At 60.8% G+C, this 16,300-nt stretch carries 14 protein-coding genes and 2 pseudogenes; 8 read left to right on the top strand and 8 right to left on the bottom strand.

What is annotated here, in order from left to right; genetic code table 11:
• The first annotated feature begins 15 nt into the window (after window positions 1-15).
• The 4 genes from ilvB (at window position 16) to JCM25143_RS07690 (ending at window position 5,049) form a co-directional block, all read left to right on the top strand.
• Window positions 16-1,827, top strand: a complete 1,812-nt coding sequence (gene ilvB, locus JCM25143_RS07705) for a biosynthetic-type acetolactate synthase large subunit (RefSeq protein ID WP_025860635.1) — start codon at window positions 16-18, stop codon at window positions 1,825-1,827.
• Window positions 1,828-1,880: 53 nt separating this feature from the next.
• The gene (ilvN, locus tag JCM25143_RS07700) at window positions 1,881-2,399 is read left to right on the top strand and encodes an acetolactate synthase small subunit (protein ID WP_025860634.1); all 519 of its coding nucleotides are present in this window, start codon (window positions 1,881-1,883) and stop codon (window positions 2,397-2,399) included.
• A 60-nt stretch (window positions 2,400-2,459) separates the two neighbouring features.
• Entirely contained in the window at window positions 2,460-3,479 is a 1,020-nt protein-coding gene (gene ilvC, locus JCM25143_RS07695; protein ID WP_025860632.1) for a ketol-acid reductoisomerase, read from the top strand.
• Between the two features lie 190 nt (window positions 3,480-3,669).
• Entirely contained in the window at window positions 3,670-5,049 is a 1,380-nt protein-coding gene (locus JCM25143_RS07690; protein ID WP_025860630.1) for a cryptochrome/photolyase family protein, read from the top strand.
• 7 nt (window positions 5,050-5,056) lie between these two features.
• On the opposite strand, the gene JCM25143_RS07685 is transcribed toward JCM25143_RS07690, so the two are convergent.
• From JCM25143_RS07685 to JCM25143_RS07675, 3 genes are all read right to left on the bottom strand, one after another.
• Window positions 5,057-5,413, bottom strand: a complete 357-nt coding sequence (locus tag JCM25143_RS07685; RefSeq protein WP_025860629.1) for a metal-sensitive transcriptional regulator — start codon at window positions 5,411-5,413, stop codon at window positions 5,057-5,059.
• Between the two features lie 97 nt (window positions 5,414-5,510).
• Window positions 5,511-5,912 carry an Ivy family c-type lysozyme inhibitor gene (locus tag JCM25143_RS17845; protein WP_159101612.1) on the bottom strand — a complete coding sequence of 134 codons (402 nt, stop codon included), beginning with the start codon at window positions 5,910-5,912 and terminating at the stop codon, window positions 5,511-5,513.
• An 82-nt stretch (window positions 5,913-5,994) separates the two neighbouring features.
• On the bottom strand, window positions 5,995-6,186 hold the full coding sequence (locus tag JCM25143_RS07675) for a YqaE/Pmp3 family membrane protein (RefSeq protein WP_025860626.1): 192 nt from the start codon (window positions 6,184-6,186) through the stop codon (window positions 5,995-5,997).
• Between the two features lie 432 nt (window positions 6,187-6,618).
• Between JCM25143_RS07675 and JCM25143_RS17840 the strand changes: the two are divergent.
• Window positions 6,619-7,903: pseudogene (locus tag JCM25143_RS17840) on the top strand (DEAD/DEAH box helicase).
• A 198-nt stretch (window positions 7,904-8,101) separates the two neighbouring features.
• On the opposite strand, the gene JCM25143_RS07665 reads toward JCM25143_RS17840, so the two are convergent.
• Window positions 8,102-8,914, bottom strand: a complete 813-nt coding sequence (locus JCM25143_RS07665; RefSeq protein WP_234395109.1) for a copper resistance protein B — start codon at window positions 8,912-8,914, stop codon at window positions 8,102-8,104.
• On the opposite strand from JCM25143_RS07665, the gene JCM25143_RS21965 reads away from it, so the two are divergent.
• Window positions 8,913-9,068 (top strand): hypothetical protein, encoded by a 156-nt coding sequence (locus tag JCM25143_RS21965; RefSeq protein WP_159101611.1) that lies wholly within the window; start codon window positions 8,913-8,915, stop codon window positions 9,066-9,068. The genes JCM25143_RS07665 and JCM25143_RS21965 overlap by 2 nt on opposite strands.
• Before the next feature lies 1 nt (window position 9,069).
• Complete coding sequence (locus JCM25143_RS22315) at window positions 9,070-9,216, top strand: hypothetical protein (RefSeq protein ID WP_234395108.1); 147 nt, start codon at window positions 9,070-9,072, stop codon at window positions 9,214-9,216.
• Here JCM25143_RS22315 and JCM25143_RS07655 read toward each other — a convergent pair.
• Both JCM25143_RS07655 and JCM25143_RS07650 read right to left on the bottom strand, forming a co-directional pair.
• Complete coding sequence (locus JCM25143_RS07655) at window positions 9,211-10,935, bottom strand: copper resistance system multicopper oxidase (RefSeq protein WP_025860622.1); 1,725 nt, start codon at window positions 10,933-10,935, stop codon at window positions 9,211-9,213. The genes JCM25143_RS22315 and JCM25143_RS07655 overlap by 6 nt on opposite strands.
• Window positions 10,936-11,031: 96 nt before the next feature.
• Window positions 11,032-11,505, bottom strand: a complete 474-nt coding sequence (locus JCM25143_RS07650; RefSeq protein WP_148300047.1) for a hypothetical protein — start codon at window positions 11,503-11,505, stop codon at window positions 11,032-11,034.
• Window positions 11,506-11,593: 88 nt separating this feature from the next.
• Here JCM25143_RS07650 and JCM25143_RS17835 point away from each other — a divergent pair.
• Window positions 11,594-13,990, top strand: a pseudogene (locus tag JCM25143_RS17835) (heavy metal translocating P-type ATPase).
• Between the two features lie 39 nt (window positions 13,991-14,029).
• Here the strand turns inward: JCM25143_RS17835 and JCM25143_RS07640 are convergent.
• A complete protein-coding gene (locus tag JCM25143_RS07640; protein ID WP_035370716.1) occupies window positions 14,030-14,638 on the bottom strand; it encodes a nicotinamidase in 609 nt (202 codons plus the stop codon).
• A gap of 67 nt (window positions 14,639-14,705) precedes the next feature.
• Window positions 14,706-16,037, bottom strand: a complete 1,332-nt coding sequence (gene gltX / locus JCM25143_RS07635; RefSeq protein WP_025860618.1) for a glutamate--tRNA ligase — start codon at window positions 16,035-16,037, stop codon at window positions 14,706-14,708.
• Window positions 16,038-16,300: the final 263 nt, after the last annotated feature.

The raw sequence follows: 16,300 nt of genomic DNA, 5'->3' as shown, positions 1-16,300 counted from the left end.
ATTGAGGATACCATGATGTCAACCACTACCCAGTCCCCAACGGACGCCCAGACCACCACCGCCCTGACCGGCGCGGAAGTGCTGATGCGCGCGCTGGTCGAGCAGGGTGTGGAGGTTATCTTCGGGTATCCGGGTGGGGCTGTCCTACCTATTTACGATGCCCTGTTCCGGCAGAACCATATCCGCCACATTCTGGTGCGGCACGAGCAGGCTGCCGTGCATGCGGCGGAAGCCTATGCCCGCTCCACCGGCAAGGTGGGGGTGGTGCTGGTCACAAGTGGGCCGGGGGCGACCAATGCCGTGACCGGCCTGCTCGATGCGATGATGGATTCCATCCCGCTGGTGTGCCTGTCCGGGCAGGTGCCCACCGCTCTGATCGGTAACGATGCCTTTCAGGAGGCAGACACAACCGGCATTACCCGGCCGGTGACCAAATATAACTATCTGGTGCGCCGTCCTGAAGACCTCGCTCCCGCTGTGCATGAGGCTTTCGCCATCGCACGCTCGGGCCGTCCCGGCCCGGTGCTGGTGGACCTGCCCAAGAACATCACCGTGGGCGATGCGCCCTATGTGAGCGCACAGGATATCAGCCCCCGTACGGCCAAGGTGCAGATACAGCCCGAGCGCGAAAGTGTTATCCGCGCGGTTGCCGCCATGAAAGCCGCCAAGCGTCCGCTGTTCTATACGGGTGGGGGGGTCATCAATGCCGGGCCGCAGGCCAGCGAAGCCTTGCGCAGGCTGGTGGATGTTACGGGTTTCCCCATTACTTCCACATTGATGGGGCTGGGGGCTTTTCCCGGCACGGATAAGCGTTTTCTGGGCATGTTGGGCATGCACGGCACATACGAGGCCAATCTGGCCACGCATGGCTGTGACGTGCTGATTGCCCTCGGCAGCCGTTTTGATGACCGCGTGACAGGCCGCGTCAATGCGTTCTCGCCCGGTTCGTTCAAGATTCACGTCGATATCGACCCTTCGCAGATCAACAAGATCGTGCGGGTGGATGAAGGCATCGTGGGCGATGTGGGCGCTGTCATAGACATGATGATCGAGGAGTGGGAGCGCACGCCTGCCGCAACACATGAGGCTGATCTGGCCGCATGGTGGGCGCAGATCGAAGGCTGGCGCGCGATCGACTGCCTGCGCTTCACTCAGGATGGTGCGGATGATGCCGTTATCAAACCGCAGCAGGCCATCAGCCGTATTTACGAGCTGGCGCGTGAGACCGGGCGCGACACCTATGTGTCCACCGAAGTCGGGCAGCATCAGATGTGGGCGGCGCAGTTTTTCCGCTTTGATAATCCCAACCGCTGGCTGACATCGGGCGGGTTGGGCACCATGGGCTACGGCCTGCCTGCCGCCGTGGGGGCGCAGATTGCCCACCCGGATGCGCTGGTAATGGATATTGCGGGCGAAGCCTCAACCCTGATGAACATTCAGGAACTGGGGACGATTGCGCAGTATCGTCTGCCGGTGAAGATTTTCATCATCAACAACCACTATATGGGCATGGTGCGCCAGTGGCAGGAACTGCTGCACGGCTCACGCTATTCCGAAAGCTATAGCGATGCCCTCCCTGATTTTGTGAAGCTGGCTGAAAGCTTCCATGGGCGCGGCCTGCGTGTCACCCGGTTGGATGAGCTGGATAACACCATCCGTGAGGCCCTTGCACATGACGGGCCGGTGATGGTCGATATCTGCGTTGCGGAAGGCGAGAACTGCTTTCCCATGATCCCGTCAGGGGCCGCCCATAACGAGATGATTCTGGGGCCTGAGCAGGAAAGCAGCGGGGCCGAAATCAGCACGGAAGGTCGCATGCTGGTCTGAGCAGCGTGTTTTCCATTTTGCGTATTCTGGTCTGTCTTCAGGGAAACTGAACAATGCAGCAGGAAATTTCCGGTTCCGCCGTGATCTCGCTTCTGGTGGATAATGAAAGCGGCGCGCTGGCTCGTATCGTGGAGCTGTTTTCGGGCCGCGGTTACAATATCCAGAGCCTGACCGTGGCCCCGGTGGACGAGCAGGGCAGCACATCGCGCGTCAATATCGTCACCACGGGTACGCCCTCGGCCATCAGGCAGGTCAAGGTGCAGATCGAGCGTCTGGTGCCGGTCTCGCGCGTGGTTAATCTGTCGGATGCGGGGCCGTATGTCGCGCGGGAAATGGCGCTGGTTAAGGTGGTGTCCTCGGGTGAATCCCGCACCGAAGCGCTGCGGATTGCCGAGGCGTTCCGCGCACGGGCGGTAGACACAACCGCCACGTCTTTTGTGTTTGAACTGACCGGCTCATCCGACAAGCTGGACAGTTTCATCGATCTGATGCGTCCGCTCGGCCTGGTCGAGGTGTCTCGTACCGGCGTGGCGTCAATTTGCCGCGGACCGAAGACAATTCAGAACTTCTGAAGTATAGCAGGCAGCAACGCCGGAGGGAGTCTCCGGTTTGAAGGAGAAGTAAATATGGCTATGCGCGTGTATTATGATCGTGACGCCGATGTGAATCTGATCAAGTCCAAGAAGGTGGCCGTTATCGGTTATGGCAGCCAGGGCCATGCCCATGCCAACAACCTCAAGGACAGCGGCGTTTCCGAAATCGTCATCGGCCTGCGTGAAGGCTCTGCTGCGGCTGAAAAGGCACGCAATGCAGGCTTTACCGTCATGACGCCTGATCAGGCTGCTGCCTGGGCTGATGTTGTCATGGTGCTGACGCCTGACGAAGGTCAGGGCACGCTGTACAAGGAATCGCTGGAAAAGAACCTGAAGCAGGGTGCCGCTCTGGCGTTCGCGCATGGTCTTTCCATCCATTTCCGCCTGATCGAAGCCCGTCCTGACCTGGACGTGTTCCTGATCGCTCCCAAGGGCCCCGGCCACACCGTGCGTTCTGAATACCAGCGTGGCGGCGGCGTGCCCTGCCTGGTGGCTATTGCGCAGGACAAGTCCGGCAAGGCTCTGGATATCGCCCTGTCCTATGCTTCCGCTATCGGTGGTGGCCGTGCAGGCACGATCGAAACCTCCTTCAAGGAAGAGGTCGAAACCGACCTGTTCGGCGAACAGGCCGTGCTGTGCGGTGGTGTTGCCGAGCTGATCCGCGCTGGTTTCGAAACGCTGGTTGAAGCGGGCTACGCTCCTGAAATGGCATATTTCGAATGCCTGCACGAAATGAAGCTGATCGTGGACCTGATCTACGAAGGCGGCATTGCCAACATGAACTACTCCATCTCCAACACCGCGGAGTATGGTGAGTATGTGTCCGGCCCGCGCGTGATCACGGCTGAAAGCAAGAAGGCCATGAAGGACATCCTCACGGATATCCAGAACGGCACCTTCGTGCGTAACTTCGTGCTGGAAAACCAGTCCGGCAACGTGTTCTTCAAGGCCACGCGTGCGCGTAACGACGCCCACCAGATCGAAGCCGTGGGCGACAAGCTCCGTGGCATGATGCCGTGGATCTCCAAGTCTCGTCTGGTTGACAAGACCAAGAACTGATCCGGGTTTCTGTTCCGGCCCGCAAGGCTGGAATGGTTCCGCCAGTTTGTGGCATGGCCCCTTTCCGTTTGATGACGGGAAGGGGCTTTTTTATGGTGGGAGCCCGCCCGGGCAGGCATAAAGCCAGAGGGGCTGCGCGCCAGAACCCGCCCCTATCATACTGTCCGTTACAGGTAATGCAGGAAAAGCCATGACTGTTTCTCCAACACTCGTATGGTTTCGCGAGGATTTTCGTCTGGCGGACAATCAGGCCCTGCATGAGGCTGTGCAGCGTGGGCAACCGCTGATCTGCCTTTTTATCCTTGATGAGACCACGCTCATGGGGGCTGCGGCGCAGTGGTGGCTGGATGGTGCCATTCACGCTCTTGCGGCCGACCTGCGCGCGAAAGGTGGAGACCTGCATGTTCTGCGGGGGCCAGCCCAGAGCGTGGTAGAGACTGTCGTGCAGGCAACAGGGGCTGGTGCGGTGTTCTGGAACCGCCGGTATGACCCGCATGGGCGCGAGACAGATACGGGTATCAAGGCGGCTTTGCAGGGGCAGGGTGTTGTGGCCCGCAGTTTTGCAGGGGCATTGCTGCATGAACCATGGACTGTGCGCACACAGTCAGGCTCGCCCTATAAAATATTCACTGCCTTCTGGCGGGCGGCCTGCACACTGCCAGTGCAGGCTTTTTTGCGGCCTGCGCCAGAAAAGCTGGTTTTTGCAGCGCCAGTTCCGGCGCTCGAAGCATTGCGCGTGCCGCCGGAACAGTATGGTCTTCTCCCCACGACCCCGGACTGGGCGGGAGGGCTGCGTGAGACCTGGGTGCCGGGCGAGGCGCAGGCTTGCGCACAACTGGCTGATTTCTGCCAGTATGATCAGGCAGATTATGCCCAGACCCGCGATTTCCCGGCAAAGGAAAGCACAAGCGGCCTGTCTCCTTTCCTGCGGTTTGGCCATGTCAGCCCCGCGCGGGTGTGGGAAAGCGCGCAAGCTCGTCCCAACCCGGAAAAATTTCTGACCGAACTGGGCTGGCGCGACTTTGCATGGTCGCTCCTGTTTGAGACGCCCGATCTTGCATCCCGCAATTTGCGACCGGAGTTTGATGCTATGCCGTGGCGCACAGACCCCAAGGGGCTGGCGGCATGGCAACATGGGCAGACAGGGTACCCGCTGGTGGATGCCGGTATGCGTGAATTGTGGCATACAGGGGTCATGCACAACCGGGTGCGCATGGTTGTGGCGTCGTTTCTGGTCAAGCATCTGCTGATCGACTGGCGTGAGGGCGAACGCTGGTTTGCAGATACGCTGGTGGACTATGACCCAGCTAGTAACCCGATGAACTGGCAGTGGGGGGCGGGTACCGGCGTGGATGCCGCACCGTATTTCCGCATCATGAATCCCGTTTTGCAGTCACGCAAGTTCGACCCGCAGGGTGCGTATATCCGGTCATGGGTGCCCGAAATCGCGCATCTGTCCGACAAGGATATCCACACACCGTGGGAGACGGGATGCCGGGGGTATGTCGCCCCGATTGTGGATCATGCCATGGCGCGTGCGCGCGCACTGGCCGCATGGAAAGCCCTGTAGGCGCTTTCTAGCGGATCATCTTTCGAATAACGCCCATGAGTTCTTCCAGCGTTTCATCGCCGCCATTGTCTTGTACGGCGTGGCGCACGCAGCCTCTGGCATGGTTTTCCAGCAGGCGGATGCTCAGCGCATCTATGGCTGAGCGCACGGCGGAAAGCTGGGTCAGAATATCCACACAGTAGCGGTCGTCACGCACCATGCCTGCAATGCCGCCAATCTGTCCTTCGATCCGGCGCAGGCGGTTGATCAGGGCGGTCTTGTCAGGTTGTACAACCTGTTTGCCTTCCGCCTGCTCGGAGGGGGAGCAGGCCGCGCAGCCGCCTATATCGGGCTGGGATGTGGTGCCGGGCTGTTGAGCGTTCATGCCGGTCAGTTTAAGCGATTCTGACAGGAATATACAGCCTTGTTCTGGTATCGCTCCTTATGTCACGTGGCATAAGGAGTATAAGGGATAGAGCCGTTTATTGTCCCTGAGGCCTCTGGAACACTGCCGGGTGATTGTACAGGCTGCCCGTGATTGCGGCATAGAGGATGGTTTTTCCGTCAATGCTCTCCGGCCCGCCGCCGATATTCAGCCATGTCAGTTCTTCTTGCGGGCTGTTATCTTTGGTTTCGAACCGTAGGCCGTACATGGTTTTGTCGTTGAACATCAGGACGAACTGGTGATTTCTGCAATCATGTTGCTTGCAGGACAAAAGGACGGTGTAGGGCTTGCCGTCCATTGTCACCTCAACAGGTGCGCTCTCGGTCGCCCTTTTGAGCCAGCCGGGTTGTTCGACCTTGCCGAACAGTGCCCCAACCCGCTTGGCGAATGTCGCATCCTGCATATCGACACTCAGGGTGCGCGGTGCATCCTCGGCCATGGCGAGGGGGGCTGACAGCATCAGGGCCGCCACAGGAGCGGCCAATAGAGACAAACGCATCATCGGCACCTTGCAGGCAGAATCACAGACCCAGTTTCAGCTTCTCGATTTTCTGGTCGGTCTTATACTGGCTGAGCGCGTAAACGGACCAGATTGCCGCAGGAATCCAGCCGAGCAGGGTGATCTGCAAAATCAGGCAGATAATGCCTGCAATCGGCCGCCCGATAGTGAAAAATTGCAGCCAGGGAAGGAAAATAGCCAAAAGTAAACGCACGTTGTCTCTCCTGTTTGTTGCATCACATCTTAAAATACTATTCCCCAGTGCAAAAGGTTCCAATCCCGTGGCAAGAAAAATGGACACTGTTCATCTGGCAGGGAAAGAGTTCGAAAAAACTGTGGTTTTTTGAAGACTCTCTATAAAGCCCTCTTCTGAATCCATGTTGCTGTATTTGTTAAAACGGGTTTGCGCTTTTTTCCAAGCCGGTGTGCGGTACCCGTTCTGCCGATCCATCCGCGCGTTTCTGACACCATGGCGCGGCTTGCCGAGGTTGGCTTTAGAGGCAGTGCGGTTGGCTGTGTGACACCAGTGCGTCGCTCGGGCGCTTTGCGTTGACGCGGTGCGGTGGCCCCCGTAAAAGTCCGCATTCCGAATCAGCGAAGCCCCAACAGGCGCAGCTTTACCCGGCGCCGGAGGCGTTGTCTGAGCATGTCCATGACCTTTACCGACCTTTCACTGGCGCCGCCTCTGCTGCGTGCACTGGATGATGAGGGCTATACCGCCCCCACGCCCATTCAGGCCGGGTCCATTCCGATTCTGCTCGAAGGGCGCGACCTGCTGGGTATGGCCCAGACAGGCACGGGCAAGACCGCCTCCTTTGCGCTGCCGCTGCTGCACCGCCTTGCCGCGACACCCGGCCGGCCCCTGCGGGGGTGCCCGTGTGCTGGTGCTGGCCCCCACGCGTGAGCTGGTTTCGCAGATTGCCGATGGTTTCGAGCGTTTCGGGCGCTATCTGCAACCGCGCGTGACAACGATTTTTGGCGGTGTCAGTCAGGTGCATCAGGTCAATGCGCTCAAGGACGGGGTAGACATTATCGTTGCGGCACCGGGGCGTTTGCTTGATCTGGTCGAGCAGGGCCTGTGTGACCTGTCGCAGCTTGAGGCGCTGGTGCTGGATGAAGCCGACCAGATGCTAGATATGGGCTTTGCCAAGCCGATCGAACGGATTGTCGCAACGCTGCCCAAGGAACGGCATACCCTGCTGTTTTCCGCGACAATGCCCAAATCCATCGCGGCACTGGCCGAAAGCCTCCTGCGCGATCCGGCTAAGGTCGAAATTGCTCCGCCTTCAACCACGGTCGACAGGATCGAGCAGTCGGTCATGTTCGTGAATGCGGCGGACAAGAAGGACGCACTGCTTTCTCTGCTGCGCACGCCGGGCATCGGGCAGGCTGTGGTCTTTACTTTGCAGAAGAACATTGCCAACGAGGTCTGCTCTTTCATTACCGAGGCAGGTATTACGGCCGAGGCCCTGCATGGCAACAAGTCGCAGGGGCAGCGCGAGCGCGCGCTTGATGCCTTCCGCTCTGGTGCAGCACAGGTTCTGGTGGCCACGGATATTGCGGCACGCGGGATTGATGTTGATACGGTCACGCATGTTTTCAACCACGATCTGCCGAGCTTGCCAGAAAGCTATGTCCACCGTATTGGCCGTACAGGCCGTGCGGGCCGCAGCGGCTTTGCCGTAACCCTGTGTGATGCCGAACAGCGCGCATGGCTGCATGACGTGGAACGTGAAATTGGCCGCACCCTGAGCGTGCAGGCTGATCACCCGTGGCATTCGGATGATGCGCAGCATTCCACCATGCGCCCGCCCGTGCTGGGTGGTGGGCCGGTCAAGCAGGTCAAGCCGCAGGTAAAGCGCGAGCGTAAGGTCTGGACCGAGGAAGAAAAGAATGCCGCACGCGCTGCGGCTGCTGCCAAAACGGCCTGAAGCATAGGGGCAGCCCCCGCATGTGTGTGTGAGGGCTGCCCGCAGGTTCCGGTGTCCGCTTTGCGCAGGCTTGCGGCCACCGGGGCCTGCTTATTGGCTAGGCTTGATTATGATCGGGCCTTCAGCAGAGACAATACCCATTGCGGGGCATCGTTCTGCTGAAAACCGTAAGAGTTCAATAAAATAGCAGCCCCAAGGCTAGTACCATGTGCGCAGCCCGAAGGTGAACCGCACATCTTCCGGCCCATTGGCCGGGGTGGTGCGTGTAGCCGAAGGTGAGCGCGCGGCGGCCCCGTAATTGCCCGCATAGGTTACGGCAATATAGGGGGCTAGTTTGCGTTTGAACTCGTAGCGCAGGCGCAAACCCGTATCGATGGAGGAAAAGCCCTGACTATCCCCACGGGCCGGGTCCGTGCGGGAATAGAAGTTCAGTTCCGCCTGCGGTTGCAGAATAAGCCGGTTGGTAATCAGCAGGTCGTATGAGCCTTCCAGCTTGCCCGCCACGCCATCGGCATTGAAATAGGCTGTGGCGGATACATCAAAGAAATACAGCGCCAGCCCCTGCACACCGACCGCGCCCCATGCGCGCACCGGCCCGCTATCAAGGTCCAACCGGGTGCCAGCTTGTAGGTCGAAATAGGTGGAAATAGCGTGGTCGTAGAGCAGTTCATGGTCACCATCGCTCATGGTGCGGTGGCCATCTACCGTGCCTTCCGATTTGATCCACAGCTTGTCATGGTCGGTGCCGAACCACGCCTGACCGGAATAGCGGAACAGGCTGTCACCCGCCGCATAGCGCCCTTCGAGCTGTTCCATGAGAATATGGAAATAGGTGTTGTGGTCCATCACCGGCGGCATGTTGTGGATGTAGCGCACCTTTGGCACCGGGGGCGGCGTTGCGGGCCAGCGCGTGCTGGGGCTGAGAGGGGGCAGGCTAACATGTGTCTTGCCTGCGGCAACCGGCGCAGAGGGGGGCATGGCCATGCCCGGCATGGCGTCCATAGGTGCCATGGTTTTGCTGTTGGGGCAGGCAGCGTTGCGCGCGGCTGTCCGGTGTATGGGGCTGTGCGGCTTTGGCGGGGGCGGCTGGCTTATCCATATCCTCCATGCCGTCCATTCCTTCCATGTCATCCATATCGTCCATGTCGGACATGGCGTGTCCTGACATGGGCTTTTTCGGCATGGCGTGCGCATGGTTCGGAGGTTCGGCGGTGGCGGCCCATGTGCGTGGGCCGGACAGGGCTATGGCAGAATGGCCAGAAGCCCCGCCAGAAGCCGGGTTGTGTGGGTGCAGGCAGGCAGGTTTTTCATGACACCACCACCGTGCGGAACATGCCAAGGTCCATGTGATAGAGCAGGTGGCAGTGATAGGCCCATAATCCCGGTGTATCGGCCGAAACAAGATAACTCAGGCGGCTACCCGGCTGCACGATAATGGTGTGTTTGACCGGGTTATAGGCGCCCTGACCGTTCTCCAGTTCGCTCCACAGGCCGTGGAGGTGAATGGGGTGTTCCATCATGGTGTCGTTAATCAGCACAAAGCGCACGCGTTCGCCCAGCCGCAGGGGAATGGGTTCGGCTTCGGAAAACTTGCGTCCGTCAAACCCCCAGATATAGCGCTCCATGTTGCCAGTCAGGTGCAGGGTGATCTCGCGCGAGGGCGGGCGTGGGTCACTGGCGGGGCGGGTTGCGCGCAGGTCTGCATAGCTCAGAACCCGGCGGCCGTTATTGCGCAGGCCGTCTCCGGGATCTGCCAGACGGTTGACAGGCATGGCGGCCACGTTCTGGTTTTCCACATTGAGTGGAGGGGTGTCGGCTTTTGGCTGATGGGCCATGGCTTTCATGTCCATACCGCCCATTTTCATGTCTGAGCCCATGCCCATATCCAGCATGGTGCGCACAGGGCGTGGGTCCATGGGCGGAATGGCGGCACTCATACCCGCGCGGGGGGCCAGTGTGCCGCGCGCATAGCCTGTGCGGTCTTCGCTCTGGGCAAAAATCGTGTAGGCCTGCGTGGCCTGAGGCACCACGATACAGTCATAGGTTTCCGCAACCCCGATACGGAATTCATCGACCTGCACGGGCTCCACGTCATTGCCATCGGACTGGATGATGGTCATGGGCAGTCCGGGAATACGGATATCGTAAAACGTCATGGCGGACGCGTTGATAAACCGCAGCCTGATCCGCTCACCAGGAGCAAACAGCCCGGTCCAGTTGGCGTGCGGGGTCTGCCCGTTCATCAGATAGGTGTAGATAATACCGCTGACATCTGAAATGTCGGTGGCCGACATGTTCATACCTGCCCATTGCATGCGGTTTTTCAGTACAGGCAGCACACCATCGCGCCGTGCATCGGGAAAGAAAGATGCCGCCGTGCGCTGACGAAACGTGTAGTAGTCGCTCTGGAATTTGAGGTTTTTGATAATGTCTGACGGTTCGACATCCGACCAGTCTGACAGGACAATTACGTAATCCCGGTCGTAATGGCGGCTTTCCCCGTCCTTGGGGTCGATAACAATCGCGCCGTATAGCCCCTTGGCTTCCTGCATGTTGGAGTGGCTGTGGTACCAGTAAGTGCCGCTCTGCTTGAGCATGAAACGATAGGTGAAAGTCTGCCCCGGTGCGATCCCGCCAAAGCTCAGCCCCGGCACGCCGTCCATGTTGGCGGGGCAGCGTAGCCCGTGCCAGTGGATGGAGGTTTCCTCATCCATCGTGTTGTGAACATGCAGGCTCACCTCGTCCCCCTCGCGCCAGCGCAGGGTGGGGGCGGGCATGCTGCCATTGACCGTGGGGGCCATCTGCGGCTTGCTCAGCACATGCACAGGGGTATGGCCAATGTTCAGCAGGAACGTGCTGGCGGACTGCTGCGGAATATGCCCGGCAGGCAGGGGCGGGAGTACGGGGGCATCCATGGCGCTGGCGAAGCGTGCCGGTGCGTGCAGCGCACTTAGCCCCGCCAGCGCTCCAGCACCGGTTATGAACCGGCGGCGCGAAAGTCTACCCGCAAGGGTAGGAAAGGGAGAAGGCATCATATCCATCCATCAGGGCCGCCATGCCGCAAGGCACAGCGCGAACCGGAAAAAGACCCCGAGCACGGTATCGGTCATACCGCTTCGGGTTTCTGTTCAGGCGATGGAGGGTCTGGGTGGGGGGAGCAGCGGTGTTACGCCCTGCCCGGCGGGGAGAGCATGGGCATGGGGCAACCGCACTCTGGCCGTGGGCAGAGGGCGCAGAACGGCAAGCTGGTAGGTTCCTGCCGTTGCAACTGGGCTTTGCCCCGAGGCTGTGCAGCAGGGCATGGCGTGTTCATGCGTGGTGTGGGCTGCATGCAGGCAGGTATCGACCCCGCCTGTCTGGCTCAGTGCGTGGATACCCGGTGTGGTGCTGGCCTGTTGGGACAGGCCGTGCGCATGCATGGCCCGCTCAGGCTTAGCCGTTTCCTGTAGAGTGTTGCCATGGCACGGCAGGGCAGGCAGCGCTGCGTGCATGGCCATGGCGTGCTCAGCCTGCATGGGGGCTGCATGAGCAAAAGCCGGGACAACCGCTGTAAACAGCAGGCCCAGAACGCTCACGACAAGGCTCATCACAAGGCGGGACATGGCTTGAATATACCCCATGGGGGCATATATAGCAAATGAAAGCGCGCCATTACCCACGGCGCTGGCGGCAGAAGGAGCGCGTGCGATCATGGAGCAGACCATCAGCTTTCCGGTGGAGGGAATGTCCTGCGCCAGTTGCGCGGCCCGGCTTGAAAAAGTGCTCGACCGGCTCGATGGCGTGCAGGCCTCGGTCAATTTCGCCACGACGCGCGCGCAGGTTTCCCTGTCTGATGGGCATGCGGATATGGTGGATGTGCTGGCAGCAGTCCGGCAGGCGGGCTTTGCCCCTACCACTCGCAATCTTGACCTGAGCCTGAGCGGTCTGTCCTGCGCCTCATGCGTGGGGCGGGTGGAAAAAGTGCTGAACGCCCTGCCTTCCGTGCAGGCGAGCGTCAATCTGGCAACGGAGCGGGCCCATGTGACATTCGTGCCCGGGGTGGTGGAGGTGCCAGCCCTGATTGCCGCCGTGGAAAAAGCCGGATACGGCGCCCGTGTTTATGAGGAGCAGAACGCTCAGGACGATGCCCGTGCGCAGCAGCGTGTGTGGCAGCGGGCGCTGTGGGAGTTTGGGCTCGCCACAATACTCAGCCTGCCTTTTGTGGGGCAGATGGTTATCATGATGGTGGGTCTGCCCATGATGGACATGCCCCGCATGCTGCAACTTGTGCTGGCGGGTGTGGTGCTGTTCGGGTGTGGGCGTGGCCTGTTTCGCGCAGCATGGCATGCCGTGCGCGGTGCTCCGCCAATATGGATGTGCTGGTGGTCATGGGTACGGGTGTGGCTTGGGTTTTCAGTGCCGCGGTTACGCTCATGAAACTCGATCAGCCTGTTTACTTCGAGGCCAGCGCGCTGGTGGTAACGCTCGTTCTGCTGGGTCGCCTGCTTGAGGCCCGGGCCAAGGCCAGTGCTGGTGCAGGTATGGCCAGCCTGCTGCGGCTTCAGCCCCGTATGGCGCATGTCGAGCGCCCCGGCGGTGTGGTGGATGAGAGTGTTGACCAGCTTGCCATAGGCGATGTGTTTGTCGTCCGCCCCGGAGAAAGCATGCCGGTGGATGGTGCTGTGCTGGAAGGGGCCTCTGAAGTGAACGAGGCCATGCTCACCGGCGAGAGCAATCTGGTGGCCAAGACAGCGGGAGCGGAGGTTTTTGCCGGAACCCTCAACCAGACAGGTGCCCTGCGCGTGCGGGCGACCAAGGTGGGCGCGCAGACCGTTCTGGCCAGTATCGTGCAGATGGTGCAGCAGGCGCAGGGCAGCAAAGCCAGCGTGCAGCGGCTGGCAGATAAAGTATCTGCGGTTTTTGTGCCTGCGGTGCTGGCCCTTGCGGTGCTGACCTTTGCCGGAACATGGCTGGTTACGGGCTCTGCTACTGTAAGTCTTGTCCACGGCGTGTCGGTTCTGGTGATTGCCTGCCCCTGTGCGCTGGGGCTGGCCACGCCAACGGCCATTATGGTGGGTACAGGGCTGGGTGCGCGGGCGGGTATTCTGTTCCGCAACGCCGATGCACTGGAACAGGCCCGCAGGCTGAACCTGCTTGTTACGGACAAGACCGGCACGCTCACCCGCGGCCAGCCCGGCGTTGTGGCCAGCCAGACGGCGGAAGGCATCCAGTCCGATGATTTTCTGCGTCTAGCCTGCGCGCTGGAACAGAATTCAGAGCACCCGCTGGCCCGCGCTGTCATGGAACATGCCCGTGCCGCAGGCATTGCCCCCGTGGCGGTGGAAGATTTCAAGGCCGTACCGGGGCAGGGGGTAAGCGCGCGCGTGGGCGGGCAGGTGGTGCGCTTGGGCTCGTCCGATTTTCTGAGCCAGAATGGCTGCGTGGTGGATACCGCACTGGTGCAGGCATGGCAGGCGGAGGGGCGCACGGTTATCGGGGTGGCGCGAGAGCAGGCGGTGCTCGGTTATCTCGCCCTTGCGGATGAAATCCGGCCCGAAGCGCGTGCCGCTATAACCGCCCTACGTGCGCGCGGCCTGCGTGTTGTCATGCTCACTGGTGATAACGAGCGGGCTGCACAGGCCGTGGCCCATCAGGTCGGGATTGACGAGGTGGTGCAGGTGTTCTGCCCGATGGCAAGGCGGCGGAAATCACCCGGCTAAAAGGCGCAAGCTATGTGTGGGTATGGTGGGCGACGGGATAAACGATGCTCCGGCACTGGCCTCGGCCGATGTCAGCTTCGCCATTGGTGCTGGGGCAGATGTAGCACTGGAAACGGCGGATGTGGTGCTGGTGCGCAGCGACCTGATGGCCGTGGTGGATGCGATAACCCTCTCGCATGCAACGGTAGGGAAAATCCGTCAGAACCTGTTTTTCGCGTTTATCTATAACCTTCTGGGCCTGCCGCTGGCCGCACTGGGCGCGCTGAACCCGGTTCTGGCCGGGGCGGCCATGGCCATGAGTTCGGTTTCGGTGGTGAGCAACTCGCTGCTGCTCAACCGCTGGAAACCAGTCCGCCGCGAGGCGGTAAACGCCACCCCGAAGGTCTGATTACGTAAGGCTGGACGCACCACCCAGCCTTACATGCACTCAGCTATGGCAGAGTGTCACGCCCGCATCGTTCAGGGCACGCAGGGTCGGGGCGGGGGAGGCTTCCAGCCCGCGTGTGGCGTCAGTCAGCAAAAAGGTGTTGAACTCTTCCGCCACAGCGTCCTGAGCGGTGTTGCGAACACAGTATTCAAGCGCGAGACCGCAGACAAAAACCCGTTCGATCCCGTGCTGACGCAGCGTTTCAGCCAGCCGCGCGCCTTCGGTGGTCTGGCCTTCAAAGGCGGAATAGGCATCTTGGGCGGCATCCTGTCCTTTAAGGACAAAGAGGGTGCCCTGTGGCAGTTCCAGTGCCTCGGAAACAGCGGCACCCGGTGTCTGTGCCACGCAGTGCGCGGGCCATGGGCCGTCCGGAGTGAAGGAGGAATGCTGCTCCGGGTGCCAGTCCAGACTGGCAACCACCATGCCAAAAGGCTCCTGCGCCAGTGCGTTCACAACCGGCAGAATGGCATCCCCTTCCGGTACGGCCAGAGCGCCACCGGGCAGGAAATCGTTCTGCACATCCACGATAATCAGCGCGTCATTGGCGCCGATTACGGGCAGCTTTATGGCTGACAGGGAGGTCTGCAAGGGGGTGACGCTTGAGGGCATGACGAGGCCTTTCCGGTCTGATGGGGCGACTGCTCCCGCTGGCGAGGGATGAAACGAACCGGCGCTGTCAGGCGCCGGGTTTAAGGCGGGAAAGCACGCGTGCGCGCCCCATCAGAGGGAGCAGGTCGCGCAGTTCAGGCCCCTGTTCCTCCCCGGTCAGGGCCAGACGCAGCGGGTGAAACAGGGCCTTGCCTGAACGGCCCGTGCTTTCACGCAGGGCGGTTGTCCAGCTTTTCCATGTTGTTTCATCCCACGGTTCGGGCGGAAGCAGGGATGCGGCTTCGCTCAGAAAGGCATCCTCACCGTCCTGAACGGGGGGAATAATGTCTTCCATGACAACCTGAAACCACAGCCGTGCTTCGGACAGGAGTTCGATATTGCCACGGATGGCGTGCCAGAACGCTTCGGTCGATCCCTGCGGCAGGCGGTCTGCCACGGTGCTGAAAGGCAGGGTGGCCAGCAGTTTATGGTTCAGGGCCAGAAGCTGGCGGGTGTCGAACCGTGCGGCCGAGCGCGAAATGCGTGAAAGGTCATAGACCGCCGCCTGTTCGTCAAACGGCAGCAGCACGGGGTCTTCCGACGAGCCAAGGCGGGCCAGATACGCCACCAGCGCCTCGGCCTCTACGCCGTCCTGACGCAGGGTGCGCAGCGAGCATGCATCAAAACGCTTGGACAGCTTGCCGCCGTTTTCATCCAGCAGCAGTGGCAGATGAGCAAAGCGGAAATGATCCGGCCGCGCGCCCAGCGCCTGTGCGATGTCGATCTGCACACCGGTATTGGTGACGTGATCTTCACCACGGATGATATGCGTCACACCGGTTTCAAGGTCATCCACCACCGAGGCGAGGGTATACAGCACCGTGCCATCGGCACGGACAAGCACCGGGTCGGAAATGGAGGGCAGTTTGACCTGACAGTCCCCCATGACCAGATCGCGCCAGCGGATAATGGTGTTATCCGACAGCTTGAAGCGCCAGTAAGGCGTTTTGCCATTGGCCAGAGCCTGAGCGAGCTGGCCCGGTGTCATTTTGAGCATTGCGCGGTCATAGATCGGCGCGCGGCGCTGGCGGATCTGGTGTTCGCGCTTGGTGGCCAGTTCCTGCTCGCTTTCAAAGCACGGATACAGACGCCCCGATGCCTTGAGCGCTTCTATGGCGCGTTCGTACCGATCCAGCCGGTCTGTTTGGCGGAAGGTTTCCGTCCAGTTAATGCCGAGCCATTGCAGGTCCTGCCGCAGGGCATCGGCCAGTTCCTCGCGTGAGCGGGCGGTATCGGTATCGTCAATCCGCAGTTGGAACTGGCCGCCATGGCGGCGGGCGTACAGGGCGTTGGCAAGGGCAAGACGGGCGTTGCCAACATGCAGAAGGCCGGTCGGGCTGGGCGCGAAGCGAAGTTTCATGACACAGGCTTATGCCTCGAAAATCGCCCCAATACCAGCGCCAACAGCGCTTTGCCCAGTCGCTTATCCTATGTCTGCTGCGCGTATGCGCACCCGGTCTGCCGGGGCTTGTTCTGCCCCGGCTCCTGCGTGTCAGGAACGATCCGGTGTTAGTGCCAGTCTGGTGTCAGGGGCAGGTCGCGTCGTCATCATCATCAGATAGGGTGTCATCGTCGTCATCCGTGCCGAGCAGGGACAGCACATCGTCATCCACTACAAGGCGG

The organism is Acetobacter papayae JCM 25143 (assembly GCF_000613285.1).
GTDB classification, from domain to species: Bacteria; Pseudomonadota; Alphaproteobacteria; order Acetobacterales; family Acetobacteraceae; genus Acetobacter; species Acetobacter papayae.
The sequence above is the reverse complement of the archived record's forward strand: the minus strand, read 5'-3'. Positions and strand labels throughout refer to the sequence as shown.

Bases quoted from the DNA above. Each gene is read 5' to 3' on its own strand.
- JCM25143_RS17845 (WP_159101612.1), bottom strand. From the start codon at position 5,912: ATGGCCGAGGATGCACCGCGCACCCTGAGTGTCGATATGCAGGATGCG.
- JCM25143_RS22315 (WP_234395108.1), top strand. From the start codon at position 9,070: ATGGGCTTTTTCGGCATGGCGTGCGCATGGTTCGGAGGTTCGGCGGTG.
- JCM25143_RS07640 (WP_035370716.1), bottom strand. From the start codon at position 14,638: ATGCCCTCAAGCGTCACCCCCTTGCAGACCTCCCTGTCAGCCATAAAG.
- JCM25143_RS07690 (WP_025860630.1), top strand. From the start codon at position 3,670: ATGACTGTTTCTCCAACACTCGTATGGTTTCGCGAGGATTTTCGTCTG.
- JCM25143_RS07685 (WP_025860629.1), bottom strand. From the start codon at position 5,413: ATGAACGCTCAACAGCCCGGCACCACATCCCAGCCCGATATAGGCGGC.
- JCM25143_RS07655 (WP_025860622.1), bottom strand. From the start codon at position 10,935: ATGCCTTCTCCCTTTCCTACCCTTGCGGGTAGACTTTCGCGCCGCCGG.
- gltX (WP_025860618.1), bottom strand. From the start codon at position 16,037: ATGAAACTTCGCTTCGCGCCCAGCCCGACCGGCCTTCTGCATGTTGGC.
- JCM25143_RS07650 (WP_148300047.1), bottom strand. From the start codon at position 11,505: ATGTCCCGCCTTGTGATGAGCCTTGTCGTGAGCGTTCTGGGCCTGCTG.
- JCM25143_RS21965 (WP_159101611.1), top strand. From the start codon at position 8,913: ATGGTTTTGCTGTTGGGGCAGGCAGCGTTGCGCGCGGCTGTCCGGTGT.
- ilvC (WP_025860632.1), top strand. From the start codon at position 2,460: ATGCGCGTGTATTATGATCGTGACGCCGATGTGAATCTGATCAAGTCC.
- ilvB (WP_025860635.1), top strand. From the start codon at position 16: ATGTCAACCACTACCCAGTCCCCAACGGACGCCCAGACCACCACCGCC.
- JCM25143_RS07665 (WP_234395109.1), bottom strand. From the start codon at position 8,914: ATGGCACCTATGGACGCCATGCCGGGCATGGCCATGCCCCCCTCTGCG.
- ilvN (WP_025860634.1), top strand. From the start codon at position 1,881: ATGCAGCAGGAAATTTCCGGTTCCGCCGTGATCTCGCTTCTGGTGGAT.